This is a genomic window from Lysinibacillus parviboronicapiens, assembly GCF_003049575.1.
In the GTDB taxonomy this organism is placed as follows: domain Bacteria; phylum Bacillota; class Bacilli; order Bacillales_A; family Planococcaceae; genus Lysinibacillus; species Lysinibacillus parviboronicapiens.
The window spans coordinates 63,454-81,419 of the sequence record NZ_PYWI01000002.1 but is presented as its reverse complement, the minus strand read 5'-3'; the positions used below and the strand labels follow the sequence as shown (position 1 = coordinate 81,419).

Here is a 17,966-nt window from a genome sequence, read left to right as displayed (position 1 = left end):
ACAGCTAGTTTTTTTATATAATGGAGTTATCAGAATAATCGTTCTGAACATAAAAATTAGAAAAGGGGATGTCTAAGGCAGCAACTTAAGAGCCTAAGTGCACTCCGCACATATTGTCGTCCGCTAGTCTTTGCCAAGAGAATTAAGATGAAGGAGTGGTTCATTTATGAAACCAACTACTGATCGAATGCTTAATCGTATTAAAGACGTGTACATGTTTATTTTAGACAAAGGAACCGTGTCTACACAGGATTTAGTCGAAGAGTTTAGCATCACTCCTCGCACCGTTCAAAGAGATTTGAACGTGTTAGCCTTTAACGATTTGGTGATGAGTCCAAGTCGAGGCAAATGGACAACGACGAGTAAAAAAGTAAAAATGACGTCTTAGTTTTTACGCCTAAAGCGTAAAGCATTTTTGTATGAGAAAAAGAATGACCTTTCGTCGGGGTCATTCTTTTTTTGCTATTTACAGTATCTTTACAATCCGTTACACTCGTAACATTCTACATGTTGAGAGGAGGATTTTGTATGAAACTTTCAAAGCTGTTTCACCCACTTGTTTGGATTATTTTAGGTGGGACTGTTTTTACGCGCATTGCAAGCTTTATGGCGATGCCTTTTTTAGCTATTTATCTACATAATGAAATTAACGCAACACCCTTACAGATTGGTCTGACAATCGGAATTGCTCCGTTAATTTCCACTGTAGGGGGATTCTTCGGCGGTTATTTGACAGATCGTTTCGGTAGAAAAAGTGTTATCTTGCTTACGATTCTCGTATGGAGCATCGTTTTCTTCGGCTTTGCAACTGCTCATACCATTTGGCTCTTTGTCGTATTAAACGCTTTGAATGGTCTATGTCGTTCATTTTTCGAGCCTTCAACACAAGCACTGATGATTGACTTCACACCGGCAGACAAACGAAAAAGATTATTTTCGTTGCGCTATACCGCTATCAATATTGCCGCAGTAATTGGTCCAATTATTGGAGTATATATCGCGCAACTATCTAGTCCTAGCATCCCGTTTATACTGACAGGTGCCATGTACATCATTTATGCCATATTTTTATTTTTCGTGTTAAATCGCTATGAAATGCAGCAACAAAAAGCAACAACACCAACAAAAATCCTACAAACCTTCACGATTCTCTTAACAAATCGTGTGCTGCTGAGCTTCATTGCTGGTGCGATATTAATAAATATTGGTTACTCTCAATTTGATTCAACGCTTCCTCAACTAATCGAACTAAAAATTGAGGATGGTGCTAAACTCTATTCCTTACTTATTTCATTGAATGCAGCGGTGGTCTTATTACTTCAATTACCAATTAGTATCCTGTCAGAGCGTTTTTCATCGAGAGCAACACTGCTTGTAGGTATCTTGTTCTTTGCAGTAGGTCTTATACTGTTTGGCCTATCAAATACTTATCCACTCTTTATAGTAGCGATGATATTATTTACAATCGGTGAAATTTTTGCATTCCCTACAATGAATGTCATGATTGACGAAATTGCCCCCGATACACAAAAGGCAACTTATTTAGGCGCTTCACAATTTAAAAATTTAGGTGGTTTTATAGGCCCGATTATTGGTGGTTGGCTACTCACTCATTATCTAGATGCTATGTATATTGTGATTGCTATCCTTGTTCTATGTGGTTCTTTGTTTTACAAAGCGAAATCTGGGCAATCTACCTTATAAATATTAATGCAAAAAAATTCGCTCACAATCCGCGGGCATACTGTGAGATTTTACTTGGCTCACTGCCGACCGGATTAAGCGAATTTTTTATAAATCATACATCAGTAAGTTGCGTTAACATGCTAATACCAACATTGATAAATCTGCTGACACTTTGTCTGTCATGTAGGATTATTATTGCCCTACAGCGACTTCGTTATATTTTGAGTATTGGTCTTTCCCTGCTTTCTTTGATTGATATAGTGCTTTATCTGCCCTTTCGAATAAGCTTATTTCAGATTCATTCATTTCTTCACAAGTGGCTCCCCCCATACTAACTGACAGAACAGACCAACTTTGCATTTTAACATCTTCGAATTTGATTTGCCGAATTTTCTCCAAAATAGAATTTGCTAATTGTTCCAATTGATTTTCTTTCGTATCGTATAACACAATGGCAAACTCATCACCACCAAACCTTACAACGAAACCTTTACTTTTTACCTCTTGATTTAAAATTTTTGCTGTTTCAATAAGTATCCTATCACCTTCTGCATGGCCGAATTGATCATTCACTTGCTTAAAATTATCTAAATCAATTAGTAGCAAACCTGGTTTATTCGTTTTTCTTTTTTTCAATATGCTGTCCATCTTGCTAATATAGGTGGCACGATTATACACACTCGTTAGTGGATCATAAGTTGCTAATTGAATGGTTTTTGACAGCAAACGATTAATAACCAATAGTAAGATAAAGGAGGTAATTAACGCGATCATAAGTAGTAGCCAAAACTGCTTCGTATTTTTCGCTAGCGCCACTAATTCCGTACGGTTATCATATTTCACATAGACTACCCTTCTTGTTGATTCTCCTCGCTCTGTCTCAGCTTCATATGGTAAAAAACGATAAGTCTCAATATAACCATTCTCTAACTTTATTTGGTATTCAGTCGGCTTCATCGTTTGTTTAGCAAGCTTAAAATGTTGCTGAAATGTTGTCGATTGATTTTCCACAGTAAATCGTGCAGATTGTGAGTAATCAAAAAAAACACCTCCGGCATTAATTGTTTGTACTTCCAATAAATCATTATATTTTTCTACTAAATAGTGTGCTGTTTTTTCAAAATTGAATGTTCGATATACGGGGAACTCATTTAATTGAATGCCTAATTCTAGTAAATATTTTTTGTCAGGCGTTGCTAAGTAGCTAAATTTGCGATATTCCCCTGTTGTCGTGGAAACATCAATACCATCTGTGTAAAATTCTCCACTCTCTCTTCGTTCGTCCAATAAAGCAGAAAAGCGCTTACAACAAGTCAAAAAATCCAATCCTTTATCTTGTTTAAATGTCGTGTAAATGACGGTATTGGTTTGATCTAATATGTATATATCCATGCCATGTTGTTTTTTCATTTGCTGTAAATCCCATGTAGCGATGTTTGGATTTTTTTCATAATATATAGCTAATGCTTGCAACTCTTGTTCCATCTTATCAGAGATATTATTGTCAAAATACAAATGTGCATTATCTACGGATTGCATATCAGTAAGAATATGATTTTCAATTAACGTTCGATTAATGGCTTGCTGTTGTTCAATATCTGCCACTAGAATCTCCCTGTTGACGTAAGAAATAACGACAACAAGTATTAGTGCAAAGGCAATTAAAGACAGTAATAATTTTAAACGCAGTTTATTCATTCACTTACCCTCTAGTCATTTTCCTATCATTTTTTCTGAACGTTGAACTTGTATCTTACCCTAGATTACATAAAAACCTTTTATTGATATATCATATTATACAGTTTTTGGGATAAATATGTATATAAAAATTCCCCGATACTATATATGAATAGCACCGAGGATTTGTTTAATCTGCATTTTGTAAGGAAGCTAATTCTTCAATAGTTAGCTCACGATATGCACCTAATTCTAGGCTGTCATCTAACTTTAAGCTGCCCATTGACAGGCGTTTTAAGTATGTGACACGTTTACCAACCGCTTCAAACATACGTTTCACCTGATGGAATTTGCCTTCTTGAATCGTTAACTCTATTTCTGATTGTTGAGCTGACTTTAAAATAACGAGCTCGCCAGGTTTTGTTATATAGCCATCGTCTAGCTCCACTCCCCGTGCGAATGCCTCACCATCAGACTCTGTGACAATACCTTCTATAAGTGCATAATAGACCTTTGGTACATGTTTTTTAGGAGATAATAAATTATGAGCTAAAACACCGTCATTTGTCAGCAATAATAAACCTTCCGTATCTTTGTCTAAACGACCAACTGGAAATGGTTGAAAATGTTGATGTAATGGCTCTAATAAATCAATCACTGTTTCATCACGTAAATCTTCCGTCGCAGAAATAACCCCTGGCGGCTTATTCATCATATAGTAAACAAACTCTGTGTATAGAACACGTTCACCAAAAACAGAAACGTCCTGCTTTTCTGGATCAACATGCATTGCCGCATCCTTTACATACGTGCCATCTACTGACACAGCCTTTTGCTTCAGGAGCTGCTTCACTTCCTTACGTGAGCCGTAGCCCATATTTGCCAGTAACTTATCTAAACGCATAGTTCCTCCTATTTTAAGCCCAGTTTGCTTGTAATACGTGTCAATCGTTCACCAAGAAGTTTTTGTGCTAAGCCAATTCGTAACGATAAAAAACCATAAACAGAAATACCCACTGTAGCACAAATTACAGAATAAACTAACGCTGAGAATTTTCCGTCAACAGGTCCCATTATAAGCTCTAAAAGTTTATGAACGATTAAGACACTTACCGCCATCGCCACTGTTAAAAGAGAAATTAGTAGCACACGACGTACTACCATTTCTGATTTATAGTTAAGCGTTTTCTTAAGTACTAAAATATTGATAACAATAGATGCACTATAACCAATTGCTGTTGCCAGGATTGCACCATCCGCCTCCAGCCAACGAATCAGTGGAATGTTGAGTGCGAGCTTTACAAAAATACCTGAAAGTAAACTGAAGACAATCCACTTTTGAAAGTTGATCCCTTGTAAAAGGGCTGCAGTTACTTGGAACAACGCAAACAAAATAGCAACAGGAGCATAGTGAGCTAAAATATTTGCCCCCATTTCACTTTCCGAATAAAGCATAAAGTAAATTTCATTTGCTAATAATGAGATACCAACAACTGCTGGTAATGTAATGAAGATTAATAATTGATATGTTTTATCCATCGCATGGCGTAACGATAAATACTCACCCTGTGTAAAGTATTTTGTAATCGTTGGCACTAAAGCCATAGAAAAACCAGTGGCAAGCATAACGGGAATAATGACAACCTTATGCGTTGTAAAGTTAATCATAGATAAGTATTTGTCTGTCACTTCTGCTAAGCCAATTGAAGCCATTGCTCCATTAAAAGTTAACATATCAACGAGCTGAAATAATGGGTTAGCTACTCCAACAAATACCATTGGAATCGAATACGTAATCACTTCTTTATAAATATCCGTCATCGGGAGTTGCGTAGAAGTTACACTTTGACTGCGCAGCATATTAAATTCCGGCTGATATTTTTTCCAGTAATAATACAGCACGATTAAGCCACCGATTGCCCCAATAAATGCTGCAAATACTGCAAAGGAAATCGCAGTTTGCGGTTTTCCATTAAAAACAACTACAACTAAGAACGAACCACCTAATAATACGACAATTCGAACAATTTGCTCCACTAATTGTGACACTGCCGTCGGTTGCATTTTGTCATAACCTTGAAAGAAGCCACGCCATAAACTCATGAACGGTACAACAATTAGCGCAAAGCTGACCCAGCGAATGACAGATGCAATTTGCTCGACTGAAAATGCCTGTTCGTCACTTTTTATAACAAGCCCCGCAATAGGCGTCGCCAGTAAAAAGAGTGCAATAAATGAAACAAAACCTGTTATCAGCATTATAAGTATGCCCGACTTCATGAGCTTACGACCTGATTGATAATCACCCATTGCATTGTATTTAGAAACAAACTTGGATACAGCGATAGGCGCACCCGAGATGGCTACAGCCAGCATGATCGAGTAGGGAATGTATGCATATTGATACAGCGCGATGTTTTCCTCACCAACAATCGCATAAAACGGAAAAATATAAATTAATCCGAGAACCTTTGATAAAAACATCCCCATTGTTAATATCGCGGTACCTTTCATTAAATTGGACATCTTATCCATCCATTCATTGTAAAATCAAACTTTTTTGTGAACTATAAATATATTTTCCAAGACAAAATAAATAAACCACCTGTTATCTTAACATATTTATAGGAAAACAGACGCATAAATACATCGAAATATTTTCACAAGGCACTATCTTAAGCAGATAGCCTTATTTGCTAAAAAAATAGCGGTTCAAAAAATCATGCCGACTTTTTGAACAGCTACTTCTATTTTACATATCCACGAAAAATTGTTTATACCACACTAAGAATACATAAGCTGTCCAGATATAACGACCACGATTAGCTTTCCCCTCGTAGTGCTCATCTAAATAACCAACTAATTGCTTAGTATCGAAAAATTCATTGGCAAAGTCAGTAGTAAACATGTCTTTCACCATATTGTAGTATTTTTCCTCACGTAACCAGTGACGTATTGGTACTGGGAATCCAAGCTTTGGACGTTTTGCCCATTCCTCAGGTAGTTCCTGATGCGCTGCTTGTCGAAGAACATATTTCGTATCTATATCATTTACTCGATATCTGGATGGAATATTTTTCGCCAATTCCATAACTTCTTTATCTAAAAATGGTACACGTAATTCAATGGAATGCGCCATACTCATTTTATCAGCCTTTAATAAAATATCCCCAGGCATCCAAAGATTTAAATCTAAATACTGCATTTTTGTAACATCATCGTCACCTGGTACTTCGTCATAAATTCGTTTTGTAATAGTTTGGACAGATGGGCCATTTTTGTAATCAGATTTTAAGACGTTTAATGCATCATCCTCATCCCAAACGACCGCTTCCCCAATGAAGCGCTCCTCCACCGATTGACCACCTTTTACAAGGAAATGTGTATACTGGTTTTTCGGTAGCATCTCTGCCACACCACGTAACGCTTTACGAATCCCAAAAGGAACTTTTTCGTACTGTTGCATTCTGCCTGAATTTTGGTACCAAGAGTAACCACCAAAAATCTCATCTGCACCTTCGCCTGAAAGTACAACTGTTACGTCCTTCGCTGCTAGTTCGGATAGGAAGTAAAGCGGTACAGAAGATGGGTTTGATTGTGGTTCGTCCATATGCCATTGGATTTTCGGCAATGCTGCAAAACATTCATCCGCAGAAATATACTTACGTTCGTTTTGAATGTTTAATGTATCCGATAAATCTTTTGCTAAGTTTGTTTCATTGAACATATCTTCATAATCAGAAAATCCAACAGAAAAAGACTTATCTGGACGTAGTAATGCTGTAATATAACTAGAGTCAATCCCACCTGATAGGAAAGAACCAACTTTCACATCGCTAATTTGATGCGCTTCTACAGATTCTTTCACGGTTGTGCGAATGTCTTCTACATATTTTTCAATCGGCGCGTCTTTTGCATGGAATTTTTTATCCCAATATTGCACAATTTGCTTTTGACCATTTTTAATAAGCATATAGTGTGCAGGTGGTAACTTGTACACACCTTTAAAGAATGTTTCATCCATTGAAGAATACTGGAATGTTAAATAAGGGCGTAAGGCATTTTTATTTAATTCCTTCTTGAATGCTGGGTGTGGTAAAAACGATTTTATCTCTGATCCGAAAATAAATGTGCCATCCGTCGTGTTTTCTGAATAGTACAATGGTTTAATACCAAAGCCATCACGAGCGATGAATTGCAAATCATTCTTTTTATCCCAAATACAGAATGCGAACATACCGCGAAGTTGTTTTACAAAGTCAACGCCATACTCAACATATCCGTAAATAATTACTTCACTATCAGATTGTGTTTTAAACGTGTAACCTTTTGAAATAAGATCTGCACGAAGATCTTGGAAGTTAAAAATTTCCCCATTAAATACTAGTACGATATTGCCATCCGCACTATATAGTGGCTGATTTGCCACATCTGATAAGTCGATAATGCTTAAACGACGGAAGCCCAACGTTACTTTATCGTCACTATGAATACCACCGCTATCTGGACCACGGTGAATAATAGTATTCATCATATTTTCAATTGTTTGGTGATGATCAATCACATTTGTTCCATTAATATATCCTATAAATCCGCACATCTATTTTTTCACCTCATAATTTAGTGCATAACCTCTATCATCATAGCACGAAAAAGCGTTCATTTCATGCTGTCATTGCCGATAAAGTGAAATTTTAATCGCTGGGGATTTCTCCACCGATTATTCGTTAAACCAATCGGGTACTTACGGGCGCTTATTTTTTCGTATTCATTTAGAATAACTTTACACACGTTAGTACAAGATAAAAGATTATAAAACACTTTCGTTTAATTTACAATGGAAATAAGCCACCCTCTATATAGACTTCATGTATAATAGGAAAGATTCCTAAAATGAAAAGAAAGTGAGTTCACATATATGTATGATGTTATCGTAATTGGTGGTGGGCCTTCTGGTTTAATGGCTGCCATTGCCGCTGGAGAGCGTAAAAAGAAAGTATTACTACTTGAAAAAGGAACAAAGCTCGGCAAAAAATTGGCCATTTCTGGCGGTGGCCGTTGTAATGTCACGAACCGACTCCCAATAGAAGAAATCGTTAAACATATTCCTGGAAATGGTCGTTTTTTATATAGTCCATTCACTGTTTATAATAATGAAGATATAATTGCCTTTTTTGAAGAGCTAGGTGTTGCATTAAAAGAAGAGGATCATGGGCGTATGTTCCCTGTCTCTAATCGCGCACAAGATGTGGTGGATGCCCTTATTCGAAGAATGCAACGTCTACACATTGAGGTGCGTCTAAACACACCTGTCAGCAAACTACTGATGGACGATGAAAAAATACTTGGTGTCCGCCTAGTAGAAGGCACTGAAATACGCTGTAAATCGGTCGTCGTGGCAGTTGGTGGTAAAGCAGTGCCTCAAACAGGGTCGACTGGAGATGGCTACCCATGGGCCGAGCGTGCAGGGCACACGGTGACAACTTTATTCCCAACAGAAGTGCCCGTCTTATCGAAGGAAGATTTTATTCAAAATCGTGAACTCCAGGGACTAGCTTTACGCGATGTTGCCGTTTCAGTGCTCAATAAAAAAGGCAAAACGCTCGTTACCCATCAAATGGACATGCTCTTTACACATTTTGGACTAAGTGGACCGGCAGTCTTACGTTGTAGCCAATTTGTCGTTAAGGAACTTATGAAAACAGGCTATGAGCCTGTTACAATGCGTATTCAAACACTTGTTGATGATAATGAGGAAACCTGTCTGCAATATTTAAACAAGCTTGTGAAAGAAGATCCAAAAAAATCAGTGAAAAATGTTTGGAAAGGGCTTGCCCCTGAACGTTGGTTACTATTTTTATGTGCGCATGCCGATATCGATGTACAATTGACTGGTATTGAACTATCGCAAGAAAAAATGCGTAACTTGGCACGACTTCTCGTCAACTTCACCATGACAGTTAGCGGCACACAATCACTAGAAAAAGCATTTGTTACTGGTGGTGGCGTATCCGTGAAAGAAATTGAATCGAAAACAATGGCCTCTAAGAAAAAAACAGGGTTATTCTTCTGCGGAGAAATTCTAGATATTCACGGCTATACAGGTGGCTATAATATTACATCTGCTCTAGTTACGGGACGTATAGCAGGCATGAACGCAGCATTATAATGTCACGTAATTTACTACTGAACAAGCAACTGAATAACCGGCATTGCTAGATAACACTCATTTAAATAAAAGCGTGTCCAGATTTACGGAAACGCTTTAGACTATCGACAAACTCAAAAAAAACATTGGGCATATCTACAGTATTTTTTATTTTACAATAACTTTAGATTAAACCCGTTGATTTCCTTTACGGGCGGACTAAGCGAAGCGAGGCCGAGCTGCTACCCTCGCTTCGCTTAGTCCAGATTCTCGACTTCCCGCTTTTCCCGCAGGAGTCACCATACTTCGTTCGAAACAAGTATGTCATATTACTGGTTTCTAAACATAAAAAATGACAAAAGACATCGAGAGTGAACTTCTCGATGTCTTTTGTCTAAAATACGGACACATTCAGTTAACTTTCACCCGTAGTATAGACTTCTTCAAATGGTTGAATAATGACAAAGCCTTCGCCAGAGAATGCCATTTGAATGGATTCACCACTTCCACGCCCGATAAACGTCCGGAAGCTAATATCTGTTTTAAATTCAGGTGTTAAATTGCCGGACCATGCTACTGTAGCATGTGGGTCAGTATACACTGTTTCACCCGGTTTCACTAATAGGGTTAGTGGTTCGAAATGGGTTGTAATCGCTACTTTCCCTCTTCCTTGTAATGTTACATTAAATAATCCACCTGACATTATTCCTGCCATTTTACGCATCAAATGAATATCCCATTCGATACTCGGCTCAAACGCAAGTAAATCATTACCATTTACACAAATGCTTTCGTTTTGCAAATCAAAGATTGTAACTTTTTTACCTTGATCGGCTAAATACAGACGACCACGGCCTTTTGCTTTCATCAATTGCGTGCCTTCGCCTGTTAAGGCCTTTTTAAACATTTTGCCGAGCCCGTGCTCCATAACACGCTCACGCTCAAACTTAATATCTCCTATGTAAGAGATCATTGCCCCCATCTTCGACCAAACTTCACCATCTAAATTAACTTCTAATACACGTTCTGTTTCTAACTCAAAATAATCGTTGACATTGTCATCTTGTTGCGTTTTGTTAACAAAGTCGTTTAATGAAAATTTGCTCATATCATTACCCCTCCTTTATTACTCTATATACGTTCAACCTGTTGAAAAGATTCAACCTTTAAGGCATCAGTCAGCCAAGATAATTGCTAAGCCTCGGCATACCTTTGCTTCAAACGTATCTGGATGGATATTTACTTCTTAGAGTAGGCAATGAATGGACCCCTTTTATGTCAACACCTTATGCTTTCCCATTACTTTTCTCTGTATTGCTACGTTCACAATAATATCGTAGCAAAATTTCTCTTTTAGTAACGAAATCACTTTATTTTCCATAATGTTGTTGACATCAAACAGTCACTGTTATATGTTAGACGAAGATTAATCAAGTGTTGTATAACAACCGCTACAAAAAAAAACCGCATCAGCGTCATGTGCGAAATGACACTAATACGGTCTATACGTTCAAATGCGAATTGAAAGTATTAATTATTGTGTAGCGGAGACGTCTCCAACATTTTGTGATGCAGCTTTTAAGGCTGTACGTTTGCGTACATCTGCACGTAAAGTAAGTGAAATAATGAATGAAATTGCAATTAAACCTGCAAATACATAGAATACTGGAATGTAACTTCCATACGCATTTTTAATTGTGCTCACTAGAAGTGGACCAAAGATCCCACCTAATGACCATGTTGTTAATAAGTAACCGTGTATAACCCCCAGTTGTTTCGTACCAAACAAATCACTTGCGAATGCTGGTAAGTTAGAGAAGCCACCACCATAACAACTAACAACTAAGAAAATAAGTGCTTGGAAAATAATAACGTTTGTCGTATGTGGTAACACAATAAATGTAATTAATTGTGCTGTAAAGAAAATAACAAAGACATTCGAACGACCAATATAGTCAGACACAGCAGCCCAAATTAAACGGCCGCCACCATTAAATAACCCCATAACGCCTACCATTGCTGCGGCACCCGCAACTGATAAACCAACAATTTCCTGTGCCATCGGAGATGCAACAGAAATCATCATAATACCTGCAGTTACATTCACTAAATGCATTGACCATAGCATCCAGAAATGCTTCGTTTTCACTGCTTCTCGTGCTGTCATGACAGCTAAATCTTGTTTCACGACACCTTTGCCCTTTTCAACTGCTGCTTTCATGTTGGCAGGCATATAACCAGGTTTCGGTGGTGCGATATATAAAGCCCCTAAAATCATTAACGTGAAGTAACTTGCTCCTAAAATAAAGTAAGTTGTCGAAATGCCAACTGCTTCCATTAAGTTTGCTGCGACTGGTGCTGTAATAAGTGCACCTGATCCAAACCCTAACACAGCCATACCTGTTGCTAGACCACGACGGTCTGGGAACCATTTTACTAATGTTGATACAGGCGCAATATAACCAATACCCATACCTAATCCACTAAGTAAACCATATGTTAACCAGTACAATGTTACAGAATCCATTGAAATAGCGACACCTGCTCCAGCTTGTCCTGCTCCAAATAACACTGCTGCTACCATAGCTGATTTACGTGGACCCATTTTTTCTACTAAGCTACCAAATAACGCTGCTGAAAAACCAGCAAGCCCCATCATAATGGTAAAGGCAACTGTTACTTTCGTTTCGCTCCATCCCATTTCTGTGACGATTGGTAGCTTGTATACACTGTATGCATAAGCTCCACCGATCGAAAGGTGAATAGCGATTGCAGATAATGCAATTAACCATCTATTTTTATTCATAAATTCTCATTTCTCCCCTCTTTTGCTACCTGTGAAGATTTTATGAACTTCCATGTAAAACAATTTACCACTTAGAATTATTCAAATGCAAGATGTTTTTCTAAAAAATATTATTTCTCCAAAAAGTTTTTTGAAAAAATCTATATATTTTTCATCCCTCAATCCTTACAGCGCCTAAGTAAAAAGCCGTTTATAGAACGAATTCCACAACATTTTTTAGCTAATATTATTTTTCTACTCTATTATCCAAATATATATAAATTATTTTGACATAATTAAATTTGTGCATATTTTCACATATCACTGCCATTCTTTTCATGCTCTATTATTTCCTTTTAGCAGTGATATATATAAAATCTCCTTTTTAAAGAAAGCTGTCATTATTCATCATCCAGAAATTTTGAGAATGAAAGAGAAATTTAAAAACTTTAATAAGCAAAATTTCTTTGCGCAAAAAGATTCGATAAAAGCTTATAAACATTAAATAATTCCTTTTAATGTATGAAATAGTAAAAATATAAAAATAACTTTTTGTATATTTTACCCTTCTTACTAAAATGCATATTATTTTTTATTATTCAAATATATATTTTTCTAACATGCAATGTTTGTTAATTCCTTGTAAATAAAACATAATATACCGATATCTATAAACCTTTCCAATAAGACTATTAAAGTAACAATTGTTATAGTACACAAGTGAAATAAGTACAAAATAGCCGATATTGTATTACAACAAGCTATTCATTTATGGTAATTTATAATAGAATGAAGTTCCTAGTTTAACTCCAATAACAAGTAAAGAGGAAAAGAGGTGTTGAATTTAATAGAAGGAAGGCTATCTTGCTTTTCCTTTTACATTCCCCATGAAAAATATTTCATTACGCCTAAAGATGTTTATCTTTTCGTTCATTATAGTCATCTCTTCGATTGCCACCAGTGGGGCAATTATGATTCATAATCTTGCTGGTGCTTTTGAAAAAGAATTTGGTGCACGTGCAATCGCTATCGCGAGAACCGTCTCACAACTAACAGAGGTTCAAAATAATGTGGGGAAACGTGAAGGTTTTGAAATCATTCAGCCGATTGCTGAACGTATTCGCTTAACAACTGATGTCGATTATATTGTTATCATCGATATGAATCGAATTCGTTACTCACATCCGTCTGAGAGTAAGCTCGGTACAGTATTTGAAGGTGGGGACGAAATAGAAGCCTTTTCGCAGCATGAATACATATCAAAGGCGCGCGGCGTACTGGGTTACTCCATTCGTGCGTTCGTACCGATTATGAATGAAGAAGGCACAAAACAAGTTGGTGTCATTACAGTTGGCCTACTTGCTCCAAAATGGTATAACCTGCTAGATGAATATCAACTTGATATTTTAGTCTCTCTTTTTTGGGGTTTAGCTATAGGATTAGGGGGTTCTGTTTGGGTAGCCAATCATTTAAAACGCCAAACATTTAACTTAGAACCTTATGAAATCGCTCGGCTTGTGGAAGAACGCTCCGGCATTATTCAAGCAATGGATATTGGGATATTAGCAACTGACGAAAGTGGAAATGTCACGTTTATTAACAGATTAGCAAGGCAGTACACACATTTTTTCAGTCAAAAAGTTTCCAGAAAAACACTATTTAAAGATACTTGGCTTGCAGAGGATGTTATTCAGCAGCACGAAGTATATCGCCCTCTTCTGATGTATGAACAAATGTATTTGGTACGCACATTTCCGATTCGTATTTTGGAGCAAAATGCAGGCTATCTCATTATGCTCACAGATCGAAAAGAAGCTAATATGTTAGCCGAAGAGTTAACTGGCATTAAAATCCTCGTTGATTCTTTACGTGCACAGCAGCATGAATACATGAATCGACTCCATAGTATTGCTGGACTAATTCAGCTCGAACGTAATGAAGATGCTTTAAGTCTCATTATTGATGAAATAACAGATGAAGAGGAAATCATTCGTAGCTTACATGATAAAATTCATGACTATTCCATTCAAGGTTTATTGCTTGGCAAATATTCGAGGTCTAAAGAACTCAGTGTAGAGTTAACAATTGATGAGGATTCTAACCTTGTTGATTTTATGAGCGGCTTTTCAAGTGGCGATATGGTAACAATCATTGGTAATCTCTTGGACAATGCAATGGAGGCCTGTCTCGAAAGTACTCATAAGGATGTTCATATAACGATAATCGGTGATAAGCACCATTTATATATAGAAGTACAGGACAGTGGGAAAGGCATTGAAGGTTTGCCACAACGTATTTTTGATTACGGCTTTAGTACGAAGAAAAAAGAAGGGCATGGTATTGGACTTGCACTTGTTAAACAAATTGTGGAATCTAACAAAGGAACGATTCAAGTCGAATCTACTGCCCATATTGGTACAGTAATTACTATTATAGTGGGGGTGGCTGAAGAAAATGAGTAATCTTTCAGTTTTTATCGTAGAAGATGATCCAATGGTGCTTGAAGTGAATAAAGGATTTCTGAATAAAATAAATGGTTTTCAGCTTGTAGGTGAATCAGTCAATGGACGTGATGCTTATGAAAAAATTATTTCAAAAAAACCAAATCTGATATTACTCGATATGTTTTTACCAGATATGACAGGCATGGAATTATTTCTAAAGCTTCGTGCAGAGCGTATTCCATCAGATATTATTATGATTACAGCAGCTAGAGACTCACCAACGGTACAAGAATCTCTCCGGCTTGGTGCAATCGATTACCTCATCAAACCTTTTCGTTTTGAACGCTTTGAAAAGGCTTTGCAACAATATAAAAATTCAACAAAAAAGTTACTAAAAACAAACGCTGTAAATCAAGAGGATATCGATAAATGGCTTGGCATTCAGCAGGCATCTTTTGAATTACCAAAAGGCTTAAACAATATTACTATGCAACAAATTTTAGATTATCTAATGGCACATAGAGCTTCGATTACTTCTGAACAACTTGCTCAAAATGTCGGAATGGCCAGAGTAACAGTTCGTAAATACTTAGACTTTTTAGCCACAAAGGGTACTGTGAATATTGAATTAAAATATGGTTCAGTAGGTAGACCAACAAAATACTATTCTATTAAATAATTTGTCTAGGTGACCAAATGTCCTTCAAGCATTAGCAATAGAAATAACAAGAATCTGTTCGTTTCCACGGATAAGCTACAAGCCTCAGTAGGCGCTCCAGCGTCACGAGGTCTTCCCTGCTTTTTCCCAAAGAAATGTCGCAGATTCTTTACTTTTTTACAGCAAAAAGTTCATAAGGGCTAACTAATAGCTAGGCCAACTGTGTTATAACAGTTTTTTAAAATAGTAAATTGTTGTATACCATAAATACCAAAATGTCCATTAATACCATAATATTGTTTATTTGAATAGATATACTACAATGAAGAACGTTCACATCTTAAATAGATTAGGGGTGAATTATATGTGGAGTAGGCGTATTATAATACGTTTTGTCAGCGTTTTCATTTTAATAATAATGCTGTTAGTTTCATGTCAACAACGTGATTATCCTGCTGATAATGAGCAGTTAAGTCATGAAGAACAAATTGTTATTCGATTTTCACATGTAGTTGGTGAAAATACGCCAAAAGGAATGGCAGCTATCAAGTTTGCCGAGCTCATTAAAGAACGAAGTAATGGTCATGTAGAAATACAAGTGTTTCCAAATGGGGTTCTCTATAAGGATGGCGAAGAATTAAATGCACTTTTACGTGGAGATATTCAAATGATTGCACCGGCGATATCGAAAATTACAACACTTGTTCCTGAGTGGTCAGTTATGGATTTACCCTATGCATTTAAAAATGCTGATGAAGTTCATAGCTATGTAGATAGTGACGTTGGTCAATCTTTAATGAAGAAATTAAACGTACATAATCTATTATCTGTCGGAGTTTGGGATAGCGGATTTAAGCAGCTAAGCAATAGTATCCGGCCCATCGAACATATTAGCGACTTAAAAGATTTACGGATGCGTATTATGCCAAGTGATATTTTAGCAGAGCAATTTTCCAGTGTTGATGCTTATCCAAAGAGAATTGATTTTAATACTGTTTTTAATCAGCTGCAAAAAGGCAATGTAGATGGTCAGGAAAACACATTCACGAATATCACTAGTAAAAATCTCCACTCTTTACAGGACTACTTAACGGTTAGTAATCACGGTTACTTAGGTTATTTACTACTTATGAATAACGAGTTTTGGGACTCCTTACCAAAGGTTGTACAAACACTGCTCATTGACACGCTAGAAGAAGTACAACAATGGGAGTGGCAACTTGCAAAGAATCTTAGTGATGAACGTCTGCAAGAAATGGAAGCTTGTGAATGCATTAATATTCACTACTTATCTAATCAGGACGTGCAAAAATGGGCGTCAGCTTTTGAACCTGTTTATGACTACTATGCAGGAAAGTATGACAGCAAATATATTAACGCACTACCTAAAAATCAATCACATCATTAACTTGAGTTTAAAGGTTGTCCTTTTAACTATAATTAAAACTTTTTAGGGGGATTTTGCAATGAAAAAATGGATTTTCATGTCACTAATGGCTGTGCTTGTACTAGCGCTTGCTGCTTGTGGTGGTGACAAAAAAGAAACAACTTCTGCTCCAGCAGCTGAAGGAGATGGAGGCTATACAAAAGATAAACCGCTTGTCATTAAATTCTCTCACGTAACATCCATAGACAGCGTTAAGGGGAAAGCTGCGGATGCTTTTGCTAAATTAGTAACAGAGAAAACAGATGGTAAAGTGAAAGTGGAAGTTTACCCTTCATCTCAATTATATGGCGATAACGATGAGCTAGATGCGTTAGTATCTGGAAACGTACATATGATTGCACCGTCAGTTACAAAAATGGTGAAAATCGATCCACGTTGGCAATATGTGGACATGCCTTATCTTTTTGAAAACGAAGCGCATGCACGTAAATTCTTTGAATCTGATGTTGCCAAAACAATTCTTGAATCCGATCAATTAGCAAATAACGATATTAAAGGTTTAGTTTTCTGGGAAAATGGTTTCAAACATTTCTCAAATAACAAACACCCACTTGTTAATGTTGCAGACTTTAAAGGGCTAAAATTCCGTGCTCAGGCTGGTAAAGTGCTAGAGGCACAATTCAAGGCTTTACATGCCGGCTCAGCAACAATCGCATTCGGTGAAACGTATGCTGCGTTACAACAAGGAACTGTAGATGGACAAGAAAATACATTTAACAACTTCGATACACAAAAATATCAAGAAGTACAAAAATACTTCTCAGTATCTGAACATGGTCGTCTTGACTATGCGATTTTTGTAAATAAGTCATTTTGGGATAAAATTCCTACTGACTTACTAACGGCAGTTGAAGATTCTTTAACGGAAGCAACAACTTTAGCTTGGGATTTAGCTTCTGAAGAAAACGCAAAATCATATGAAAACATTAAAAACTCTGGCATTGAAGTTATTGAGTTAACACCGGAACAAAAAGAGAAAATCAAGGCTGAACTTGAGCCAGTTTATAAAGAATTCGGTGAAGTTATTACGGAAGAATTAATCAACGGTATTCGTGATTTAAAATAGTTCTTCAAATTTGAGTGTCGATATGGTATCGACACTCACTCTTTTTCTAATAGGT

General features: G+C 36.8%; 13 protein-coding genes. 7 read left to right on the top strand and 6 right to left on the bottom strand.

Translation table 11 applies throughout. The features are described 5' to 3' along the window. Window positions 1-166: 166 nt before the first annotated feature. Both C9J35_RS02825 and C9J35_RS02820 read left to right on the top strand, forming a co-directional pair. Window positions 167-388, top strand: a complete 222-nt coding sequence (locus C9J35_RS02825; RefSeq protein ID WP_010860244.1) for a DeoR family transcriptional regulator — start codon at window positions 167-169, stop codon at window positions 386-388. Between the two features lie 140 nt (window positions 389-528). After that, window positions 529-1,704: an MDR family MFS transporter gene (locus C9J35_RS02820; protein WP_107923352.1), complete on the top strand. Its 1,176-nt coding sequence runs from the start codon at window positions 529-531 to the stop codon at window positions 1,702-1,704. 174 nt (window positions 1,705-1,878) lie between these two features. Here the strand turns inward: C9J35_RS02820 and C9J35_RS02815 are convergent, their stop codons facing one another. The 4 genes from C9J35_RS02815 to asnB form a co-directional block, all read right to left on the bottom strand. After that, the gene (locus C9J35_RS02815; protein WP_107923351.1) at window positions 1,879-3,384 is read right to left on the bottom strand and encodes a GGDEF domain-containing protein; all 1,506 of its coding nucleotides are present in this window, start codon (window positions 3,382-3,384) and stop codon (window positions 1,879-1,881) included. A gap of 169 nt (window positions 3,385-3,553) precedes the next feature. After that, window positions 3,554-4,267, bottom strand: a complete 714-nt coding sequence (locus tag C9J35_RS02810) for a pseudouridine synthase (RefSeq protein ID WP_054767240.1) — start codon at window positions 4,265-4,267, stop codon at window positions 3,554-3,556. 8 nt (window positions 4,268-4,275) lie between these two features. Next, the gene (locus C9J35_RS02805) at window positions 4,276-5,889 is read right to left on the bottom strand and encodes a putative polysaccharide biosynthesis protein (protein ID WP_107923350.1); all 1,614 of its coding nucleotides are present in this window, start codon (window positions 5,887-5,889) and stop codon (window positions 4,276-4,278) included. Between the two features lie 226 nt (window positions 5,890-6,115). Then, complete coding sequence (gene asnB / locus C9J35_RS02800; RefSeq protein ID WP_107923349.1) at window positions 6,116-7,963, bottom strand: asparagine synthase (glutamine-hydrolyzing); 1,848 nt, start codon at window positions 7,961-7,963, stop codon at window positions 6,116-6,118. 318 nt (window positions 7,964-8,281) lie between these two features. On the opposite strand from asnB, the gene C9J35_RS02795 reads away from it, so the two are divergent. Beyond that, complete coding sequence (locus tag C9J35_RS02795; RefSeq protein ID WP_107923348.1) at window positions 8,282-9,532, top strand: BaiN/RdsA family NAD(P)/FAD-dependent oxidoreductase; 1,251 nt, start codon at window positions 8,282-8,284, stop codon at window positions 9,530-9,532. A gap of 394 nt (window positions 9,533-9,926) precedes the next feature. Here C9J35_RS02795 and C9J35_RS02790 read toward each other — a convergent pair whose 3' ends face one another. Then, window positions 9,927-10,619, bottom strand: a complete 693-nt coding sequence (locus C9J35_RS02790; protein WP_107923347.1) for an AIM24 family protein — start codon at window positions 10,617-10,619, stop codon at window positions 9,927-9,929. A 426-nt stretch (window positions 10,620-11,045) separates the two neighbouring features. Further along, complete coding sequence (locus C9J35_RS02785) at window positions 11,046-12,317, bottom strand: L-lactate MFS transporter (protein WP_107923346.1); 1,272 nt, start codon at window positions 12,315-12,317, stop codon at window positions 11,046-11,048. A 950-nt stretch (window positions 12,318-13,267) separates the two neighbouring features. Here C9J35_RS02785 and C9J35_RS02780 point away from each other — a divergent pair. The 4 genes from C9J35_RS02780 to C9J35_RS02765 all read left to right on the top strand — a co-directional run bounded on the left by C9J35_RS02780 (window position 13,268) and on the right by C9J35_RS02765 (window position 17,911). Beyond that, window positions 13,268-14,758, top strand: a complete 1,491-nt coding sequence (locus C9J35_RS02780; RefSeq protein ID WP_107923546.1) for an ATP-binding protein — start codon at window positions 13,268-13,270, stop codon at window positions 14,756-14,758. After that, window positions 14,751-15,419: a response regulator gene (locus C9J35_RS02775; protein WP_107923345.1), complete on the top strand. Its 669-nt coding sequence runs from the start codon at window positions 14,751-14,753 to the stop codon at window positions 15,417-15,419. Before C9J35_RS02780 ends, C9J35_RS02775 begins: the two co-directional genes overlap by 8 nt. Window positions 15,420-15,762: 343 nt before the next feature. Continuing rightward, complete coding sequence (locus C9J35_RS02770) at window positions 15,763-16,806, top strand: DctP family TRAP transporter solute-binding subunit (RefSeq protein ID WP_054767239.1); 1,044 nt, start codon at window positions 15,763-15,765, stop codon at window positions 16,804-16,806. 58 nt (window positions 16,807-16,864) lie between these two features. Beyond that, a complete protein-coding gene (locus C9J35_RS02765; protein ID WP_107923344.1) occupies window positions 16,865-17,911 on the top strand; it encodes a DctP family TRAP transporter solute-binding subunit in 1,047 nt (348 codons plus the stop codon). The last annotated feature ends 55 nt before the right edge of the window (window positions 17,912-17,966 follow it).

Bases quoted from the DNA above. Each gene is read 5' to 3' on its own strand.
- asnB (WP_107923349.1), bottom strand. From the start codon at position 7,963: ATGTGCGGATTTATAGGATATATTAATGGAACAAATGTGATTGATCAT.
- C9J35_RS02780 (WP_107923546.1), top strand. From the start codon at position 13,268: ATGATTCATAATCTTGCTGGTGCTTTTGAAAAAGAATTTGGTGCACGT.
- C9J35_RS02785 (WP_107923346.1), bottom strand. From the start codon at position 12,317: ATGAATAAAAATAGATGGTTAATTGCATTATCTGCAATCGCTATTCAC.
- C9J35_RS02795 (WP_107923348.1), top strand. From the start codon at position 8,282: ATGTATGATGTTATCGTAATTGGTGGTGGGCCTTCTGGTTTAATGGCT.
- C9J35_RS02765 (WP_107923344.1), top strand. From the start codon at position 16,865: ATGAAAAAATGGATTTTCATGTCACTAATGGCTGTGCTTGTACTAGCG.
- C9J35_RS02790 (WP_107923347.1), bottom strand. From the start codon at position 10,619: ATGAGCAAATTTTCATTAAACGACTTTGTTAACAAAACGCAACAAGAT.
- C9J35_RS02805 (WP_107923350.1), bottom strand. From the start codon at position 5,889: ATGTCCAATTTAATGAAAGGTACCGCGATATTAACAATGGGGATGTTT.
- C9J35_RS02815 (WP_107923351.1), bottom strand. From the start codon at position 3,384: ATGAATAAACTGCGTTTAAAATTATTACTGTCTTTAATTGCCTTTGCA.
- C9J35_RS02810 (WP_054767240.1), bottom strand. From the start codon at position 4,267: ATGCGTTTAGATAAGTTACTGGCAAATATGGGCTACGGCTCACGTAAG.
- C9J35_RS02770 (WP_054767239.1), top strand. From the start codon at position 15,763: ATGTGGAGTAGGCGTATTATAATACGTTTTGTCAGCGTTTTCATTTTA.
- C9J35_RS02825 (WP_010860244.1), top strand. From the start codon at position 167: ATGAAACCAACTACTGATCGAATGCTTAATCGTATTAAAGACGTGTAC.
- C9J35_RS02775 (WP_107923345.1), top strand. From the start codon at position 14,751: ATGAGTAATCTTTCAGTTTTTATCGTAGAAGATGATCCAATGGTGCTT.
- C9J35_RS02820 (WP_107923352.1), top strand. From the start codon at position 529: ATGAAACTTTCAAAGCTGTTTCACCCACTTGTTTGGATTATTTTAGGT.